9 protein-coding genes are annotated in these 19,640 nt (G+C 34.2%); 1 reads left to right on the top strand and 8 read right to left on the bottom strand.

Annotated elements, in window-relative coordinates; genetic code table 11:
- Positions 1-411: 411 nt before the first annotated feature.
- The 7 genes from ACMFBB_RS00275 to lon form a co-directional block, all read right to left on the bottom strand.
- On the bottom strand, positions 412-11,154 hold the full coding sequence (locus ACMFBB_RS00275) for a T9SS type A sorting domain-containing protein (protein WP_435262476.1): 10,743 nt from the start codon (positions 11,152-11,154) through the stop codon (positions 412-414).
- A complete protein-coding gene (locus tag ACMFBB_RS00270; protein WP_435262475.1) occupies positions 11,114-11,596 on the bottom strand; it encodes a hypothetical protein in 483 nt (160 codons plus the stop codon). Before ACMFBB_RS00270 ends, ACMFBB_RS00275 begins: the two co-directional genes overlap by 41 nt.
- A gap of 1,222 nt (positions 11,597-12,818) precedes the next feature.
- Positions 12,819-13,148 carry a hypothetical protein gene (locus tag ACMFBB_RS00265; RefSeq protein ID WP_435262474.1) on the bottom strand — a complete coding sequence of 110 codons (330 nt, stop codon included), beginning with the start codon at positions 13,146-13,148 and terminating at the stop codon, positions 12,819-12,821.
- Positions 13,096-13,314 carry a hypothetical protein gene (locus ACMFBB_RS00260; RefSeq protein ID WP_435262473.1) on the bottom strand — a complete coding sequence of 73 codons (219 nt, stop codon included), beginning with the start codon at positions 13,312-13,314 and terminating at the stop codon, positions 13,096-13,098. The genes ACMFBB_RS00265 and ACMFBB_RS00260 overlap by 53 nt, the downstream gene beginning before the upstream one ends.
- 797 nt (positions 13,315-14,111) lie before the next feature.
- Positions 14,112-14,627: a porin family protein gene (locus ACMFBB_RS00255; RefSeq protein WP_435262472.1), complete on the bottom strand. Its 516-nt coding sequence runs from the start codon at positions 14,625-14,627 to the stop codon at positions 14,112-14,114.
- Between the two features lie 156 nt (positions 14,628-14,783).
- Positions 14,784-15,299 (bottom strand): porin family protein, encoded by a 516-nt coding sequence (locus ACMFBB_RS00250; RefSeq protein WP_435262471.1) that lies wholly within the window; start codon positions 15,297-15,299, stop codon positions 14,784-14,786.
- Positions 15,300-15,532: 233 nt separating this feature from the next.
- On the bottom strand, positions 15,533-18,004 hold the full coding sequence (gene lon, locus ACMFBB_RS00245) for an endopeptidase La (RefSeq protein WP_435262470.1): 2,472 nt from the start codon (positions 18,002-18,004) through the stop codon (positions 15,533-15,535).
- Between the two features lie 222 nt (positions 18,005-18,226).
- Here lon and ACMFBB_RS00240 point away from each other — a divergent pair, with 222 nt between their 5' ends.
- Positions 18,227-18,907 (top strand): tetratricopeptide repeat protein, encoded by a 681-nt coding sequence (locus tag ACMFBB_RS00240; RefSeq protein ID WP_435262469.1) that lies wholly within the window; start codon positions 18,227-18,229, stop codon positions 18,905-18,907.
- A 5-nt stretch (positions 18,908-18,912) separates the two neighbouring features.
- Here ACMFBB_RS00240 and ACMFBB_RS00235 read toward each other — a convergent pair whose 3' ends face one another.
- Complete coding sequence (locus ACMFBB_RS00235; protein WP_435262468.1) at positions 18,913-19,527, bottom strand: LysE family translocator; 615 nt, start codon at positions 19,525-19,527, stop codon at positions 18,913-18,915.
- Between the last annotated feature and the right edge of the window lie 113 nt (positions 19,528-19,640).

Here is a 19,640-nt window from a genome sequence, read left to right as displayed (position 1 = left end):
CAATGATAAATACTAATTTTGATTGTATAAAGAATTATATGAAACTGTAATCATCAACACTCCATCAACGAAAAAAGATTTTCTTGATCTAAATTTTCTGAAGTATCCTTTGCTAAAATAAAAAAGATATTTCATCCCCTCATGCTAAAATCAATTTAGCATACAACTATTACAATCTGAAAGTCTAACTTAAAACCTAGAAGTTATCATAACATTAATAAAGAAACATCAAAAATAAAATTCCTTCTTCTTTGTAATGTAAACTTACATCTATAAAAACAGGGTCGGAGACTAGAAGCTAAAAGAATACAAATTAAAAAACTGAACACTCATGTGAATGTTCAGTTTTAATTGATTCATATAATACCACTCTTGATACTTTACTTACTAGTACCTAGAACAAAATTTATATTAGTTCTTTTTAATTATTTTACAAACTTTTGTTAATCTTTCTGTAGAAATTCTTACAAGATAAACACCTTCACTAAAATTATTAAAATCAATATTCATTCTTAATTCAGACCCATTAGTATCAAATACTTCTTTACCTAATAAATTGAATATGGTGACTTTACGTATTTTTGATATATAAGATAGTTTTAATTCATTAACAACAGGGTTAGGATATATTGAACTATTTCCGCAAAGTCCTGTTTCTCTAATTACTTTCTTATTTATATAATCAATCATAGCTTGAATTTCTGCTACTGTAGCTGGTGATGAAAATAACTGAGGATAAGAATCAATATAATCTTGGTATGCTTCTTCATTATAATCCTCTACACCAGTTACTGAGGGGGTTATCAAATTAATTTGATCTACAGTTACAATAGATTCTATACTCAATTCATCACTTTCAATTCCTATCTGTGTTAATACATCTTGTGACGCATTCACTATATCTACCATGTCTTGAATTTCTTCTATAGTTGCTGGTGAACTAAATAACTCCGGATTCGCATCGATATAATCTTGATACGCCTCTTCATTTAAAGAATCTGCTCCTTCAATAGCTGGTGATAATGAATTTATCTGATCAACTGTAATTTCTGATATTACGGTATCATCAATATCTCCCTCTAAACCTATCTGTGCCAATACATCTTGTGAAGTATTTACTGCATCTACCATGGCTTGAACTTCTTCTACAGTTGCTGGTGAACTAAATAACGCTGGATTCGCATCGATATAATCTTGATACTCTTCCTCATTTGAAGAGTCTGCTCCTTCAATTGCTGGTGATAATGTATTTATCTGATCAACTGTAATTTCTGATGTTACAGTATCATCAATATCTCCCTCTAAGCCAATTTGTGTTAATACATTTTGGGAAACATTCACTATATCTACCATGGCTTGAATTTCTTCTATAGTTGCTGGTGAACTAAATAACTCCGGATTCGCATCGATATAATCTTGATACGCCTCTTCATTTGAAGAATCTGCTCCTTCAACAGCTGGTGATAATGTATTTATCTGATCAACTGTGATTTCTGATGTTACAGTATCATCAACATCTCCTTCCATTCCTATCTGTGCTAACACCTCCTGTGAAGTATTCACTGTATCCACCATGGCTTGAACTTCTTCTAAAGTTGCAGGTGAACTAAATAATTCTGGATTCGCATCGATATAATCTTGATATGCCTCTTCATTTGAAGAATCTGCTCCTTCAATTGCTGGTGATAATGTATTTATCTGATCAACTGTAATTTCTGATGCTACGGTATCATCAACATCTCCTTCTATTCCTATCTGTGCTAACACCTCTTGTGAAGTATTTACTGCATCCACCATGGCTTGAACTTCTTCTACAGTTGCTGGTGAACTAAATAAATCTGGATTTGCATCGATATAATCTTGATACTCTTCTTCATTTGAAGAATCTGCTCCTTCAACAGCTGGTGATAATGTATTTATCTGATCAACTGTAATTTCTGATACTACAGTATCATCCATATCTCCCTCTACTCCGATTTGTGCCAATACCTCCTGTGAAGTATTCACGGCATCCACCATGGCTTGAACTTCTTCTACAGTTGCTGGTGAACTAAATAACTCCGGATTTGCATCTATATAATCTTGATACGCCTCTTCATTTGAAGAATCTGCTCCTTCAATAGCTGGTGATAAAGTATTTATCTGATCAACTGTAATCTCTGATGCTACAGTATCATCAACATCTCCCTCTAAGCCTATCTGTGCCAATACCTCTTGTGAAGTATTTACTGCATTCACCATAGCTTGAACTTCTTCTAAAGTTGCAGGTGAACTAAATAACTCTGGGTTTGCATCTATATAATCTTGGTACGCCTCTTCATTTGACAAGTCTGCTCCTACAATAACTGGAATCAACGTATTAATTTGTTCAACAGTCACTTCTGAATCAACTATATTATCAATATCAGCCTCTAATCCGATTTGTGCTAGTACTCCTTCAGATGCATTTACTTCATCAATCATAGCTTGAACCTCTTCTAAAGTCGCTGGTGAACTGAATAAATCTGGGTTCTCATCAATATAATTTTGATATGCTTCTTCATTCAATAAATCTGCTCCTTCAATAGCTGGAGTAATCGTATTAATCTCAGCTACAGTTACTACTGCATTGGTTACATCTGGGTTGTCTCCCTCTAATCCGATTTGTGCCAATACACTCTCTGAGGTATTTACACTATCAATCATTGCTTGTACTTCCGCAATAGTTGCTGGCGAACTGAATAAATCTGGATTCGCATCGATATAATCTTGGTATAAGCTCTCCTTTGAAGGATCTGCTCCTACAATTGCTGGGGTAATCGTATTAATCTCAGCAACAGTTACTACTGCATTGGTTACATCTGGGTTGTCTCCCTCTAATCCGATTTGTGCCAATACACTCTCTGAGGTATTTACACTATCAATCATTGCTTGTACTTCCGCAATAGTTGCTGGCGAACTGAATAAATCTGGATTCGCATCGATATAATCTTGGTATAAACTCTCCTTTGAAGGATCTGCTCCTACAATTGCTGGGGTAATGGTATTAATCTCAGCTACAGTTACTACTGCATTGGTTACATCTGGGTTGTCTCCCTCTAATCCGATTTGTGCCAATACACTCTCTGAGGTATTTACACCATCAATCATTGCTTGTACTTCCGCAATAGTTGCTGGTGAGCTAAATAAATCTGGATTCGCATCGATATAATCTTGGTATAAGCTCTCCTTTGAAGGATCTGCTCCTACAATTGCTGGGGTAATCGTATTAATCTCAGCTACAGTTACTACTGCATTGGTTACATCTGGGTTGTCTCCCTCTAATCCGATTTGTGCCAATACGCTCTCTGAGGTATTTACACTATCAATCATTGCTTGTACTTCCGCAATAGTTGCTGGTGAGCTAAATAAATCTGGATTCGCATCGATATAATCTTGGTATAAGCTCTCCTTTGAAGGATTTGCTCCTACAATTGCTGGGGTAATCGTATTAATCTCAGCTACAGTTACTACTGCATTGGTTACATCTGGGTTGTCTCCCTCTAATCCGATTTGTGCCAATACACTCTCTGAGGTATTTACACTATCAATCATTGCTTGTACTTCCGCAATAGTTGCTGGCGAACTAAATAAATCTGGATTCGCATCGATATAATCTTGGTATAAGCTCTCCTTTGAAGGATCTGCTCCTACAATTGCTGGGGTAATCGTATTAATCTCAGCTACAGTTACTACTGCATTGGTTACATCTGGGTTGTCTCCCTCTAATCCGATTTGTGCCAATACGCTCTCTGAGGTATTTACACTATCAATCATTGCTTGTACTTCCGCAATAGTTGCTGGCGAACTAAATAAATCTGGGTTCGCATCGATATAATCTTGGTATAAGCTCTCCTTTGAAGGGTCTGCTCCTACAATTGCTGGGGTAATGGTATTAATCTCAGCAACAGTTACTACTGCATTGGTTACATCTGGGTTGTCTCCCTCTAATCCGATTTGTGCCAATACACTCTCTGAGGTATTTACACTATCAATCATTGCTTGTACTTCCGCAATAGTTGCTGGCGAACTAAATAAATCTGGGTTCGCATCGATATAATCTTGGTATAAGCTCTCCTTTGAAGGATCTGCTCCTACAATTGCTGGGGTAATGGTATTAATCTCAGCTACAGTTACTACTGCATTGGTGACATCTGGGTTGTCTCCCTCTAATCCGATTTGTGCCAATACACTCTCTGAGGTATTTACACCATCAATCATTGCCTGTACTTCCGCAATAGTTGCTGGCGAACTAAATAAATCTGGGTTCGCATCGATATAAGCTTGGTATAAGCTCTCCTTTGAAGGATCTGCTCCTACAATTGCTGGGGTAATGGTATTAATCTCAGCTACAGTTACTACTGCATTGGTTACATCTGGGTTGTCTCCCTCTAATCCGATTTGTGCCAATACACTCTCTGAGGTATTTACACCATCAATCATTGCCTGTACTTCCGCAATAGTTGCTGGCGAACTAAATACATCTGGATTTGCATCGATATAATCTTGGTATAAGCTCTCCTTTGAAGGATCTGCTCCTACAATTGCTGGAGTAATGGTATTAATCTCTGCTACAGTTACTACTGCATTGGTGACATCGGGGTTGTCTCCCTCTAATCCGATTTGCGCCAATACGCTCTCTGAGGTATTTACACCATCAATCATTGCTTGTACTTCTGCAATAGTTGCTGGCGAACTAAATACATCTGGATTCGCATCGATATAATCTTGGTATAAGCTCTCCTTTGAAGGATCTGCTCCTACAATTGCTGGGGTAATCGTATTAATCTCTGCTACAGTTACTACTGCATTGGTTACATCTGGGTTGTCTCCCTCTAATCCGATTTGTGCCAATACACTCTCTGAGGTATTTACACTATCAATCATTGCTTGTACTTCTGCAATAGTCGCTGGCGAACTAAATAAATCTGGATTCGCATCGATATAATCTTGGTATAAGCTCTCCTTTGAATTATCTGCTCCTACAATTGCTGGGGTAATGGTATTAATCTCAGCTACAGTTACTACTGCATTGGTTACATCTGGGTTGTCTCCCTCTAATCCTATTTGTGCCAATACGCTCTCTGAGGTATTTACACTATCAATCATTGCCTGTACTTCTGCAATAGTTGCTGGCGAACTAAATAAATCTGGATTTGCATCGATATAATCTTGGTATAAGCTCTCCTTTGAAGGATCTGCTCCTACAATTGCTGGGGTAATCGTATTAATCTCAGCTACAGTTACTACTGCATTGGTTACATCTGGGTTGTCTCCCTCTAATCCTATTTGTGCCAATACGCTCTCTGAGGTATTTACACCATCAATCATTGCCTGTACTTCCGCAATAGTTGCTGGCGAACTAAATAAATCTGGATTTGCATCGATATAATCTTGGTATAAGCTCTCCTTTGAAGGATCTGCTCCTACAATTGCTGGGGTAATGGTATTAATCTCTGCTACAGTTACTACTGCATTGGTGACATCTGGGTTGTCTCCCTCTAATCCGATTTGTGCCAATACGCTCTCTGAGGTATTTACACTATCAATCATTGCCTGTACTTCCGCAATAGTTGCTGGCGAACTAAATACATCTGGGTTCGCATCGATATAAGCTTGGTATAAGCTCTCCTTTGAAGGATCTGCTCCTACAATTGCTGGGGTAATGGTATTAATCTCAGCTACAGTTACTACTGCATTGGTGACATCTGGGTTGTCTCCCTCTAATCCGATTTGTGCCAATACACTCTCTGAGGTATTTACACTATCAATCATTGCCTGTACTTCCGCAATAGTTGCTGGCGAACTAAATACATCTGGATTTGCATCGATATAATCTTGGTATAAGCTCTCCTTTGAAGGATCTGCTCCTACAATTGCTGGAGTAATGGTATTAATCTCTGCTACAGTTACTACTGCATTGGTGACATCGGGGTTGTCTCCCTCTAATCCGATTTGCGCCAATACGCTCTCTGAGGTATTTACACCATCAATCATTGCTTGTACTTCTGCAATAGTTGCTGGCGAACTAAATACATCTGGATTCGCATCGATATAATCTTGGTATAAGCTCTCCTTTGAAGGATCTGCTCCTACAATTGCTGGGGTAATGGTATTAATCTCGGCAACCGTTACTACTGCATTGGTGACATCTGGGTTGTCTCCCTCTAATCCGATTTGTGCCAATACACTCTCTGAGGTATTTACACTATCAATCATTGCCTGTACTTCCGCAATAGTTGCTGGCGAACTAAATAAATCTGGATTCGCATCGATATAATCTTGGTATAAGCTCTCCTTTGAAAGATCTGCTCCTACAATTGCTGGAGTAATCGTATTAATCTCAGCTACAGTTACTACTGCATTGGTTACATCTGGGTTGTCTCCCTCTAATCCGATTTGTGCCAATACGCTCTCTGAAGTATTTACACTATCAATCATTGCCTGTACTTCCGTAATAGTCGCTGGCGAGCTAAATAAATCTGGGTTCGCATCGATATAATCTTGGTATAAGCTCTCCTTTGAAGGATCTGCTCCTACAATTGCTGGGGTAATCGTATTAATCTCGGCAACCGTTACTACTGCATTGGTGACATCGGGGTTGTCTCCCTCTAATCCGATTTGTGCCAATACGCTCTCTGAGGTATTTACACCATCAATCATTGCTTGTACTTCTGCAATAGTTGCTGGCGAACTAAATAAATCTGGATTCGCATCGATATAATCTTGGTATAAGCTCTCCTTTGAAGGATCTGCTCCTACAATTGCTGGGGTAATGGTATTAATCTCAGCAACCGTTACTACTGCATTGGTGACATCTGGGTTGTCTCCCTCTAATCCGATTTGTGCCAATACGCTCTCTGAGGTATTTACACTATCAATCATTGCTTGTACTTCTGCAATAGTTGCTGGTGAACTAAATACATCTGGATTCGCATCGATATAATCTTGGTATAAGCTCTCCTTTGAAGGATCTGCTCCTACAATTGCTGGGGTAATGGTATTAATCTCAGCTACAGTTACTACTGCATTGGTGACATCTGGGTTGTCTCCCTCTAATCCGATTTGTGCCAATACGCTCTCTGAGGTATTTACACTATCAATCATTGCTTGTACTTCTGCAATAGTTGCTGGTGAACTAAATACATCTGGATTCGCATCGATATAATCTTGGTATAAGCTCTCCTTTGAATTATCTGCTCCTACAATTGCTGGGGTAATCGTATTAATCTCGGCAACCGTTACTACTGCATTGGTGACATCTGGGTTGTCTCCCTCTAATCCGATTTGTGCCAATACGCTCTCTGAGGTATTTACACCATCAATCATTGCCTGTACTTCCGCAATAGTTGCTGGCGAACTAAATAAATCTGGATTCGCATCGATATAATCTTGGTATAAGCTCTCCTTTGAAGGATCTGCTCCTACAATTGCTGGGGTAATCGTATTAATCTCAGCTACAGTTACTACTGCATTGGTTACATCTGGGTTGTCTCCCTCTAATCCTATTTGTGCCAATACGCTCTCTGAGGTATTTACACTATCAATCATTGCTTGTACTTCTGCAATAGTTGCTGGTGAGCTAAATAAATCTGGATTCGCATCTATATAATCTTGGTATAAGCTCTCCTTTGAAGGATCTGCTCCTACAATTGCTGGGGTAATCGTATTAATCTCTGCTACAGTTACTACTGCATTGGTGACATCTGGGTTGTCTCCCTCTAATCCGATTTGTGCCAATACGCTCTCTGAGGTATTTACACTATCAATCATTGCTTGTACTTCTGCAATAGTCGCTGGCGAACTAAATAAATCTGGATTCGCATCTATATAATCTTGGTATAAGCTCTCCTTTGAAGGATCTGCTCCTACAATTGCTGGAGTAATCGTATTAATCTCAGCTACAGTTACTACTGCATTGGTTACATCTGGGTTGTCTCCCTCTAATCCGATTTGTGCCAATACGCTCTCTGAGATATTTACACCACCAATCATTGCCTGTACTTCTGCAATAGTTGCTGGTGAGCTAAATAAATCTGGATTCGCATCGATATAATCTTGGTATAAGCTCTCCTTTGAAGGATCTGCTCCTACAATTGCTGGGGTAATCGTATTAATCTCAGCAACCGTTACTACTGCATTGGTTACATCTGGGTTGTCTCCCTCTAATCCGATTTGTGCCAATACGCTCTCTGAGGTATTTACACTATCAATCATTGCTTGTACTTCCGCAATAGTCGCTGGCGAACTAAATAAATCTGGATTCGCATCTATATAATCTTGGTATAAGGTCTCCTTTGATGGATCTGCTCCTACAATTGCTGGGGTAATGGTATTAATCTCAGCTACAGTTACTACTGCATTGGTTACATCTGGGTTGTCTCCCTCTAATCCGATTTGTGCCAATACCCTCTCTGAGGTATTTACACCATCAATCATTGCTTGTACTTCCGCTATAGTTGCTGGCGAACTAAATACATCTGGATTCGCATCGATATAATCTTGGTATAAGCTCTCCTTTGAAGGATCTGCTCCTACAATTGCTGGGGTAATCGTATTAATCTCAGCTACAGTTACTACTGCATTGGTTACATCTGGGTTGTCTCCCTCTAATCCTATTTGTGCCAATACGCTCTCTGAGGTATTTACACTATCAATCATTGCCTGTACTTCTGCAATAGTTGCTGGCGAACTAAATAAATCTGGATTTGCATCGATATAATCTTGGTATAAGCTCTCCTTTGAAGGATCTGCTCCTACAATTGCTGGGGTAATCGTATTAATCTCTGCTACAGTTACTACTGCATTGGTGACATCGGGGTTGTCTCCCTCTAATCCGATTTGTGCCAATACGCTCTCTGAGGTATTTACACTATCAATCATTGCTTGTACTTCCGCAATAGTCGCTGGCGAACTAAATAAATCTGGATTCGCATCTATATAATCTTGGTATAAGGTCTCCTTTGATGGATCTGCTCCTACAATTGCTGGGGTAATGGTATTAATCTCAGCTACAGTTACTACTGCATTGGTTACATCTGGGTTGTCTCCCTCTAATCCGATTTGCGCCAATACGCTCTCTGAGGTATTTACACTATCAATCATTGCCTGTACTTCCGCAATAGTTGCTGGCGAACTAAATACATCTGGATTCGCATCGATATAATCTTGGTATAAGCTCTCCTTTGAAGGATCTGCTCCTACAATTGCTGGAGTAATCGTATTAATCTCAGCTACAGTTACTACTGCATTGGTTACATCTGGGTTGTCTCCCTCTAATCCGATTTGTGCCAATACACTCTCTGAGGTATTTACACTATCAATCATTGCTTGTACTTCTGCAATAGTCGCTGGCGAACTAAATACATCTGGATTCGCATCAATATAATCTTGGTATAAGCTCTCCTTTGAAGGATCTGCTCCTACAATTGCTGGGGTAATCGTATTAATCTCAGCTACAGTTACTACTGCATTGGTTACATCTGGGTTGTCTCCCTCTAATCCGATTTGTGCCAATACACTCTCTGAGGTATTTACACTATCAATCATTGCTTGTACTTCTGCAATAGTTGCTGGCGAACTAAATACATCTGGATTCGCATCGATATAATCTTGGTATAAGCTCTCCTTTGAAGGATCTGCTCCTACAATTGCTGGGGTAATCGTATTAATCTCTGCTACAGTTACTACTGCATTGGTTACATCTGGGTTGTCTCCCTCTAATCCGATTTGTACCAATACACTCTCTGAGGTATTTACACTATCAATCATTGCCTGTACTTCTGCAATAGTTGCTGGCGAACTAAATACATCTGGATTCGCATCGATATAATCTTGGTATAAGCTCTCCTTTGAATTATCTGCTCCTACAATTGCTGGGGTAATCGTATTAATCTCAGCTACAGTTACTACTGCATTGGTTACATCTGGGTTGTCTCCCTCTAATCCGATTTGTGCCAATACCCTCTCTGAGGTATTTACACCATCAATCATTGCCTGTACTTCCGCTATAGTTGCTGGTGAGCTAAATAAATCTGGATTCGCATCTATATAATCTTGGTATAAGCTCTCCTTTGAAGGATCTGCTCCTACAATTGCTGGGGTAATCGTATTAATCTCAGCTACAGTTACTACTGCATTGGTGACATCTGGGTTGTCTCCCTCTAATCCGATTTGTGCTAAAACATTATCCGAAAACGTTGAAATATCTACTACCACTTGAAAGATATTACTAGAACATGGATCAGTATATTGGATTCCATAATAAGTGTTACCATTTGTTAAAACATCCGTAGTTGCTAGTTTATTAGTTCTTGTATCAGCATCACTAGTTGAAGTATACCATTCAGTACCTGCCGGTGTAGACACTAATGAGGCTACAGTTGCATCATTCAAATTAGTTACTATAAATTCCTGATTAGCATCACCTGTTGGTGTATCTGGCTTATCATTGGTTGTAAAAGTTGCATTTGATACTGGCCCAAATACATCAGACGAACCGTCATTATATTTTGTAACTGAATATACAGTATATTCAGTATTCTCAGATAATCCTGAGAAACTAAATGTGTGATTTACGTTTGCCGTTGTTGATGCACTACCATTATCCACTAATGTTACTCCTGAATAATTAACACCTGCTTCAATCTGAGCCTCTGTAGGAGCTGTAGCTGAACTTGGAACAATAATATAGCTTGTAGTACCTGTTTGACCAAAAGAGTAATCATAACTAGCACTTTCGCATAATATGTCAGTTACAGCCGCAGCAGCATTGGCTACTTCTTCTATAATTGTATTAATATCTGCCAAGGTTCCCGCGGCATAGTACAATTCAAGTTCATCACTCTCATTATTTGCTAAATCATTAAAACGAACAAAAAGTGTATATGATCCGTCACCAGTTGATGAAATGCTTGAAGTTGCCGGGTTTTGATTAGCTGCATTATCAAAATTACAGCAATCTTTAATAGCGGTATGAGCCCTTTCAGAATTACTATAAAATAACACAGCCTCATCTCCAGTAGATATTTTAATTGCCTTGGCTTGATCTACAGCACTGGTGTTTAATACAAATTCCCCGTCTATAAGATTACCTCTATCTTTCGTTGGTTCGATCTGTAGTACCCACCCAATCATCTCTAGTACCAAACCATAAACGAATATTAGAAGCCCCATTACCACTTACATTGGTAATTTTAACCTTAATTCGAATGTAACCCGCTCCTTGATCTAGAGAATATGTATTTTCTACTAAAAATAACTGAGAATTGATAGTTATGTTACCTGAAAAAATCACTGTACCATACCCGTCTCCTGTTCCTGGGTTTGTAATAGTTAAATTAGTATAATCATAACTAACATTGGAAACTGTAGGATTTTTGGCTAATTGACCATTAGTATTCCAATTACTGGAACCATCACCACCTACTCCCCATCTTATATCTAATGGATAAGTGGCATAAGTTAGTTTTCTCCATGCATTATTAGTACTATTGAAATAAAAAGGTTGCTGCATATTACCTAATGCATTTATTGAATTTTCATTACCGTTTCCAACCCTTAGTTCTCCATTATTCATTATATTATTTTGGGAAAATAATTGGGGACCTATGAGTGAAAGAATTAAGAATATTTTCAAAACGTTCTTAATGTTTAAGAAATACATCATTTAAATATGGTTTTAAATTAATTATGAAAGGGAGTAAAAACTATATTTTTTTATATTTATAAGTTAATAAATTAACAAATTTGGAAACAGTGAATAAAAAAACAGTGAGAAAACAAACTACAAATACGTAGATAAAATAGAAACCAAATAGCGTCTCTTTTAATCTAATCAAATTGGTTTATGGAATTTTATTAAAATTATTTAATCGCTACGAATTAGTAGAAATAAAAAAACTTTTAAATAGAAGCATAAATAGAAAAAAGTTATTGTAAAGTATTTTAATTTCATACACATATATTTTAGAATTACTCTACTTTAAAATTAAACTATATTTAAAGAGTTAGAAATTTCAAAAGTTATAATAAGTGTGTTCTGTAGACTAACTACATGTTTTAGGGGTTAAATGTCAATTAATTAAATATTAACCTCTTACAATAAAAATATTTTAATCTCTAATTTACTTTTTCGATTTAAATAAAAATTCGAATATTAAACAATAACTTAATTAAAGAATTATTCAATATGTAGATAAAAGGTTAAACTGATGGTGTTTGCCCCAAGAATATATTCACCTTAGTACTTAGAAGTACTATAAATGTTAAAGTTAATTTATCTCTTAGGTTAGCCTTAAAAAGAATACTGTATATAATAATCCTCTTTTACTATTTATGTATGTAGAAAAAACATTTTTAAAACACTTAATATTTTAAGATATTGCAAAAAAGTAAGGCTGCTGTAGAAGGAATAATTAGTAAATATACAATTGATGTACTAATACAACTAAAAATGGATACTAAAAACTGAATTAAAAATAATGGAAGTACACGTGATTTGAAATTAAAATATTCATTTATAAAAATTAAATGTATATTAATTTGATAAGCTGTTAAAAAACATAACGCATATTAACAAAACAAGGACTTAATAGTGATTAAAACAGAACAAAAACCTCTAAGACTTAATAGAAAGGAATTTAGCAATTTTGCTATTATAAAAGGAAAAACTAAAGTAGTGAAATAGAAATATAACGAAAAGAGTATTTAAATTTAAAATACCTTAAATAATATAAACAAAAAAACCATCTAAAAATATATTTTTAGATGGCTTGTTTAATTTTCTACTTTCTACAAGACTATAAAGAGAAAGAATACGTTCCTCCAAGTCCGAAAGATGCAAATGTAGAACTTAAATTACCTTCACTTACATTATTCGCAGAATAATCAAGGTGTACCGTAATTTTGTCAGTTACTTTGTAACCTACAAGAGCACGGTAATAAAATCCTCCATCATTTCCTTCTGGACGAATTCCAATACCATAACCTAAATCAGCTCCAACAGAAACTTTATCAGCTACAGCATAACGAGCAGCAGCAGCTAATGGTAAAAACGCTACATCAGCTCCTTCTCCATTAAAATGAATGTAAGATACAGATGGTTCGTACTTGAAACTTTTCAGAAACATTAAATAAATAGTTTGCTTCGATTGCTCCTGTAACACTAAGTCCCATGAAGTCTTCACTTGCGTCACCTGCTGGTAAACCAATAGTACCTCCAACGTTAAGTTGTCCTTCTTGAGCATTAACAGCTAATCCGAAAGCCATCATTGCAACTAATAATAATTTTTTCATAATTTTTTAATTATATGTTTGAATCAACAAATGTAATTCTATAGTTTAAATAATCCCTATTTTTTTTGTCTTTTTTTGTTAAATATTAGTTTCAAATTAGCTTGTATTTTAACCATAATTTAACAGGAATATAAGTAAGGGTGCTACAAACTTGCACTTGAGCAACTTATTACTACAAAGTAAACGTCACTCCTATTTTTAAATTAAATATTGTACACCCATTACTTTAAATCTTGATAACATAAACTTTAGTGTTTTTTATATAAATTTAGTATACTACTAACATTCGTCTGTAAAGAACACCTCCTTGATTATCAGCATTAAAACCTATTATATATCCTAGATCATCACTTAAAAGTAAATTTATCAGAACAAATAAACCTTGCTAGTATAAATATTGGTGAAAAATAAAAATCACTAATACGAACATTCCTTATTGTTTTTCAAAACTGTTTACAAATGATACTAAAGAGCATCACTATAAATTGATCATATAGGTACAAATAATAACTTTCTTTGACAGCACGAAAAAATAAAATAACATTTTTTATATACACTATAGGAGCATCACTATTAAGTGTAATAATAAAGTACTAGTATAATGGTACCATCAAAATAAATTCTGGTAGTAGTTTTGTAATTTAATTTTTAATCATTTAAGTAACTTCATTTATTGTAATCAAAAGAAATACCCGATTAAAAAATCATTTACATTTCAATGAATGTTTTTAAAATATAAGTACAAAAAAAGGAGAATGTAATTATTCTCCTTTTTAAATTTTATTATAGATATTAGCTTAGAATCTATATCCTAACCCAACTTGAAAGTAATCCATTTTAGTAGACACTATATCACTATCTACTCTATTAGTTAACCCAAAAGAATATCTAGCAGTAGCAAATAAATTATCTGTAAAATCATAACCAGCTCCAGCTGCTAATCCTAAACCAAATGAATTGAATTCATCACCAGTTTCATCAACTATTAAGTCTAACATTGGACCTGCTAAAAGAGAAAACTTTTCAGCTACATAATATTTTGCTAAAATTGGCATAGTGATAACGTTCGTAGATTCATCATTCTTAAATGCTGCAGTATAAGCTAACTCAGGTTGAAGATTAAATTTTTCAGATATTTTAATGTCTGCAAATAAACCTACATAAAATCCAGATGCTCCATCAGAAATTGAAATTCCATTTGAAGAAGCTTTCACTGTCATATTGCTAAAACCTCCAGTAATACCAAAAGATGTTTCTTGTGCGTTAACAGTTAAACCAAACGCCATCATAGCAATTAATAATAATTTTTTCATAATTTAAGTTTTAATGTTTTAAGTTATTTCATCTACTTTTATCAAAAGACATGCCAAAATAAAAATCACTTAATCTTTTAGAATATTTTTTTAATTTAAGTACAAAAAAAGGAGAATGTAATTATTCTCCTTTTTAAATTTATTACAACTATTAGCTTAGAATCTATATCCTAACCCAACTTGAAAGTAATCCATTTTAGTAGACACTATATCACTGTCTACTCTATTAGTTAACCCAAAAGAATATCTAGCAGTAGCAAATAAATTATCTGTAAAATCATAACCAGCTCCAGCTGCTAATCCTAAACCAAATGAATTGAATTCATCACCAGTTTCGTCAACTATTAAGTCTAACATTGGACCTGCTAAAAGAGAAAACTTTTCAGCTACATAATATTTTGCTAAAATTGGCATAGTGATAACGTTCGTAGATTCATCATTCTTAAATGCTGCAGTATAAGCTAGCTCAGGTTGAATATTAAATTTTTCAGATATTTTAATGTCTGCAAATAAACCTACGTAAAATCCAGACGCTCCATCAGAAACTGAAATTCCATTTGAAGAAGCTTTCACTGTCATATTACTAAAACCTCCTGTAATACCAAAAGATGTTTCTTGTGCGTTAACAGTTAAACCAAATGCCATCATAGCAACTAATAATAATTTTTTCATAATTCTAAATCTTTATAATTTTATTGTTAAAGCCGGCAAAATTAACATTTATTTTAAAAAATCAATATGATTTTTATAAAAAAAACTGGACATTTTGATAAATAAAACATAGTACTACTAATCAAATATTTAAAAAAACAAAAAACAGTTAAAAATTAACTTTTTAACTGTTTTTATAAGAAAATATAAATTTTATAGAGATTAAAAAAAACTCTATAGTTGATTAGAATATTTTATATTTCTTTTTTAATAAATAATTTTCTGGCATTTTTAACCTTTTGCTTAGTTAAAGCAATATCAATTACCTCACTCATTTCAGTTACAAAATGAAACTTTAACCCTTTTAAATAACTTTGCTTAATTTCTTCAATATCCTTTTTGTTTTCTTTACACAAAATTATTTCTTTAATGTTAGCTCTTTTAGCTGCTAATATCTTTTCTTTAATACCTCCAACTGGTAACACTTTTCCTCTTAAAGTTATTTCTCCAGTCATGGCTAACTTATTTTTTACTTTACGTTGAGTAAATACAGAAACTAAAGAGGTTAACATCGTAATACCTGCACTTGGTCCATCTTTAGGCGTAGCTCCTTCAGGTACATGAATATGTACATCGTAGTTATTAATAATTTCAGGTTGAATACCAAAATCATCAGCATTAGCCTTAATATATTTCATAGCAATTGTAGAAGACTCTTTCATTACCGTCCCTAAATTACCTGTAATAGATAAATGTCCTTTTCCTTTTGAAAGTATAGACTCAATAAATAAAATATCTCCTCCTACACTTGTCCATGCTAAACCTGTTACAACACCTGCTGTGTCATTATTCTCATACTTATCTCTTTCTAGGCGTGCCGCTCCTAAAATAGTTTCTATATCTTCCGAGGTTAAAGCGATATTATACTCTTCCTCCATAGCTATAGATTTTGCAGCGTATCGTACTACTTTTGCAACTTGTTTTTCTAATCCACGTACCCCTGATTCTCTTGTATAGCCTTCAACAATTTTTTCAATCTGAGCTTTTCCTAGTTTTAAATGATCATTATTTAACCCATGCTCTTTTAACTGTTTGGGTAATAAATATTTTTTAGCAATCTCTATTTTTTCTTCAATAGTGTAACCAGTTACATTTATAATCTCCATACGGTCACGTAATGCCCATGGAATTTGCCCTAAATTATTTGCTGTAGCAATAAATAATACTTTAGAAAGATCATAACCAACCTCTAAATAATTATCATAAAACTCAGTATTTTGCTCTGGATCTAACACTTCTAGCATTGCAGATGAAGGGTCTCCTTGATGACTTTGACTTAATTTATCAATTTCATCTAATACAAATACAGGATTAGAAGTTCCTGATTTTTTAATATTTTGAATTAAACGACCAGGCATAGCTCCAATATAGGTTTTTCTGTGCCCTCTAATTTCTGCTTCATCACGTAATCCACCCAAAGACATACGAACATATTTTCGACCTAATGCTTCTGCTACAGATTTACCCAATGATGTTTTACCGACACCTGGAGGTCCATATAAGCAAATAATTGGCGATTTCATATCACCACGTAACTTCAAAACCGCTAAATGTTCAATAATACGCTCTTTAACTTTTTCTAATCCAAAATGATCTCTATCTAGTATCTTTTGAGCTTTCTTTAGGTCAAATTTATCTTTAGAATATTCACCCCAAGGGAGTTCCAACATTAACTCTAAATAATTCCTTTGTACTCCATACTCTGCCATTTGAGGATTCATTCTCTTCAAACGACTTAACTCCTTTTCAAAGGTTTCAGCAACTTCTTTACCCCACTTTTTAGATTTAGATTTAACTCTCATTTCATCTAACTCTTGGTCATTTGAAACACCACCTAATTCATCTTGAATGGTTTTTAATTGCTGATGTAAATAATATTCACGCTGTTGTTTATCTAAATCAGATCTTGTTTTAGACTGAATATCATTACGCAATTGTAATCTTTGAAGTTCTTTGTCTAAATTCTTTAACGTTAAAAGAGCACGTTCCTTTAAATTATCTTTTTCAAGTAATACTTGTTTCTGCGCAATACTTAACTCCATATTTGATGAAATAAAATTCACCAAAAACGAATTAGATTGAATATTTTTAATAGCAAATGAAGCTTCTGATGGTAACATCGGATTTTCTTTAATTACTTCAAGAGCCAACTCTTTGATAGAGTCAATAATGGCATTGAACTCTTTTTCATCATCTATTTCTCTCTCGTCAATTGCCTCTTTTACGGTAGCTTTTAAATATGGTTCTTGTTGTGTTACCTCAGTTATTTCAAAACGTTTTTTACCTTGAATAATAACTGTAGTATTTCCATCTGGCATTTTTAACACTCTTAAAATTTGAGCTACTACACCAGTTTTGTGAATATCATCAATTGTTGGATCTTCAACCTCCCCATTTTTTTGCGCTACTACTCCTACAACTTTATCTCCTTTATTAGCATCTTTTATTAGTTGAATAGATTTATCTCTACCAGCAGTAATTGGAATTACAACTCCAGGAAATAACACTGTATTTCTTAAAGGAAGTATTGGTAGTTCACTAGGAACATCTTCATTATTCATATTTTCCTCATCCTCTGGTGTTAATAAAGGAATTAATTCAGAATTTTCGTTAAAAACGTCTTGAAGCGACAAATTGTCTAAATGTATAATTTTTGATTTACTCATAATTTTTTATCTGTCATGTTGGCATTTTGTTTATTTACAGTATAATAACAAAAAGCCAATTAAAAATATAAAGTCTTTAAATACAGTTAATTAAAAGCATTAACTTTTATTAAGACACTTATATAGGTCAATTCTTATGCCAAGAACAACCATACATACTTTAATTATTTTGTAACTATTTTTGTAATATCGCGTCAAATATTGACATAAACAACCTTAACTATGAAAGCTACTTATTTTTTTATTATTTCAATTATTGTTTTTTCAACTTTTAGTTGTACTTCAAAAAAAAACTCACCAGATTTCATTAAAAAAGTTACTGGACGCTACTATTTTAATGCTGACGAAGTTATTGAAGTTCACTTTACTGATGCTAAGTTACTTTTAAATTGGAGGAATCAAAATTTAAATCCCCTAAAATTAAATGACTCTACTTTTTATGTTAGAGAATTGAATGAGAAATTAATTTTTAATCCTTTAAAAAACAATATTGAATTAGCTATTAAAAGAGAGCACAAAGGAAAAAAATATGTTTTTAACAAATTAACAAAAGGAGAAAAAACACCAAGTGAATACTTAACTGAAAACAATTATAAAATGGCTTTAAAAGGATATCTTAAAATTAAAAAGAACGACAGTTTGAGTCCTATCATAAAAGAAAGAAATTTAAATAAACTCGGCTACATGTATTTAAGAAACAATAACTTTGATAGAGCTATTAATGTTTTTAAAATAAGTACTGTCTTGTACCCCAAAAGCTCAAATACTTTTGATAGTTTAGGGGATGCATATTTTAAAACAAAAGACACAGTCAATGCTATTGATAATTATAAAAAAGCTTTAGCTATAAACCCAGAAAACAGGAGCTCCAAAAGAAGCCTAAAAAAATTAACTGTAAGATAATTTCTTTAAACGAGTATTAACGCTGCTATACCTATAAAAACTATAATTTGCGCCCATTTTAAATACCCCCCAACTCTATCATTTTGTTTTAAATATCCTGATATAGAACCAGCTAAAATTGCGATTCCTGAAAAAATAATAAAAGAAGTAATAATAAAAACGCTCCCAAGTATATAAAATTGTAGTACTGTAGACATTGATTTAGAAAACAAAAATTGTGGAAAAAAAGCTAAAAAGAAAATAGTTACTTTAGGATTTAATACATTCATCCAAAAACCAGTTTTAAATAATTGTAAGGTTGTTTTCCGTTGCACGTTTTCAATTGAAAATGCAATTTTAGCATCACTTTTATATACTTTAAAAGCTAGATATAATAAATACACAGCTCCAAAAAGTTTTATTATAAAAAACAGGTTTTCATTTCTTTTGATTACTTCAGAAACCCCAAAAGCTACTAAAGTTGTATGAATAATACACCCTGTCATCAATCCTACAACAGTTGCTAAACCATATTTTTTTCCATTAACGATGCTTTGTGTGAGAACAAAAATATTATCAGGTCCCGGCGAAAAAGCCAATGTTGTGGTTGCTAACACAAAAGATATTAGAGTTTCAATCATTATTTTTATTCTTATTTTTTTTCAAATTTAAACGATTAATTATATAATTTTATAATCGATTTTGTTTGTTCTACTAGTAATATTATTTTAGCCCCATGACTACACCTCCAACA

Source organism: Tenacibaculum sp. nBUS_03 (assembly GCF_051201695.1).
Lineage (GTDB): Bacteria > Bacteroidota > Bacteroidia > Flavobacteriales > Flavobacteriaceae > Polaribacter.
This window is presented reverse-complemented; position numbering and strand designations above follow the sequence as displayed.

What these genes read in the sequence shown, in the direction of transcription:
- ACMFBB_RS00260 (WP_435262473.1), bottom strand. Translation starts at nt 13,314, where the DNA reads ATGAAAAAATTATTATTAGTTGCAATGATGGCTTTCGGATTAGCTGTT.
- lon (WP_435262470.1), bottom strand. Translation starts at nt 18,004, where the DNA reads ATGAGTAAATCAAAAATTATACATTTAGACAATTTGTCGCTTCAAGAC.
- ACMFBB_RS00250 (WP_435262471.1), bottom strand. Translation starts at nt 15,299, where the DNA reads ATGAAAAAATTATTATTAGTTGCTATGATGGCATTTGGTTTAACTGTT.
- ACMFBB_RS00265 (WP_435262474.1), bottom strand. Translation starts at nt 13,148, where the DNA reads ATGTTTCTGAAAAGTTTCAAGTACGAACCATCTGTATCTTACATTCAT.
- ACMFBB_RS00270 (WP_435262475.1), bottom strand. Translation starts at nt 11,596, where the DNA reads ATGAATAATGGAGAACTAAGGGTTGGAAACGGTAATGAAAATTCAATA.
- ACMFBB_RS00275 (WP_435262476.1), bottom strand. Translation starts at nt 11,154, where the DNA reads ATGATTGGGTGGGTACTACAGATCGAACCAACGAAAGATAGAGGTAAT.
- ACMFBB_RS00255 (WP_435262472.1), bottom strand. Translation starts at nt 14,627, where the DNA reads ATGAAAAAATTATTATTAATTGCTATGATGGCGTTTGGTTTAACTGTT.
- ACMFBB_RS00235 (WP_435262468.1), bottom strand. Translation starts at nt 19,527, where the DNA reads ATGATTGAAACTCTAATATCTTTTGTGTTAGCAACCACAACATTGGCT.
- ACMFBB_RS00240 (WP_435262469.1), top strand. Translation starts at nt 18,227, where the DNA reads ATGAAAGCTACTTATTTTTTTATTATTTCAATTATTGTTTTTTCAACT.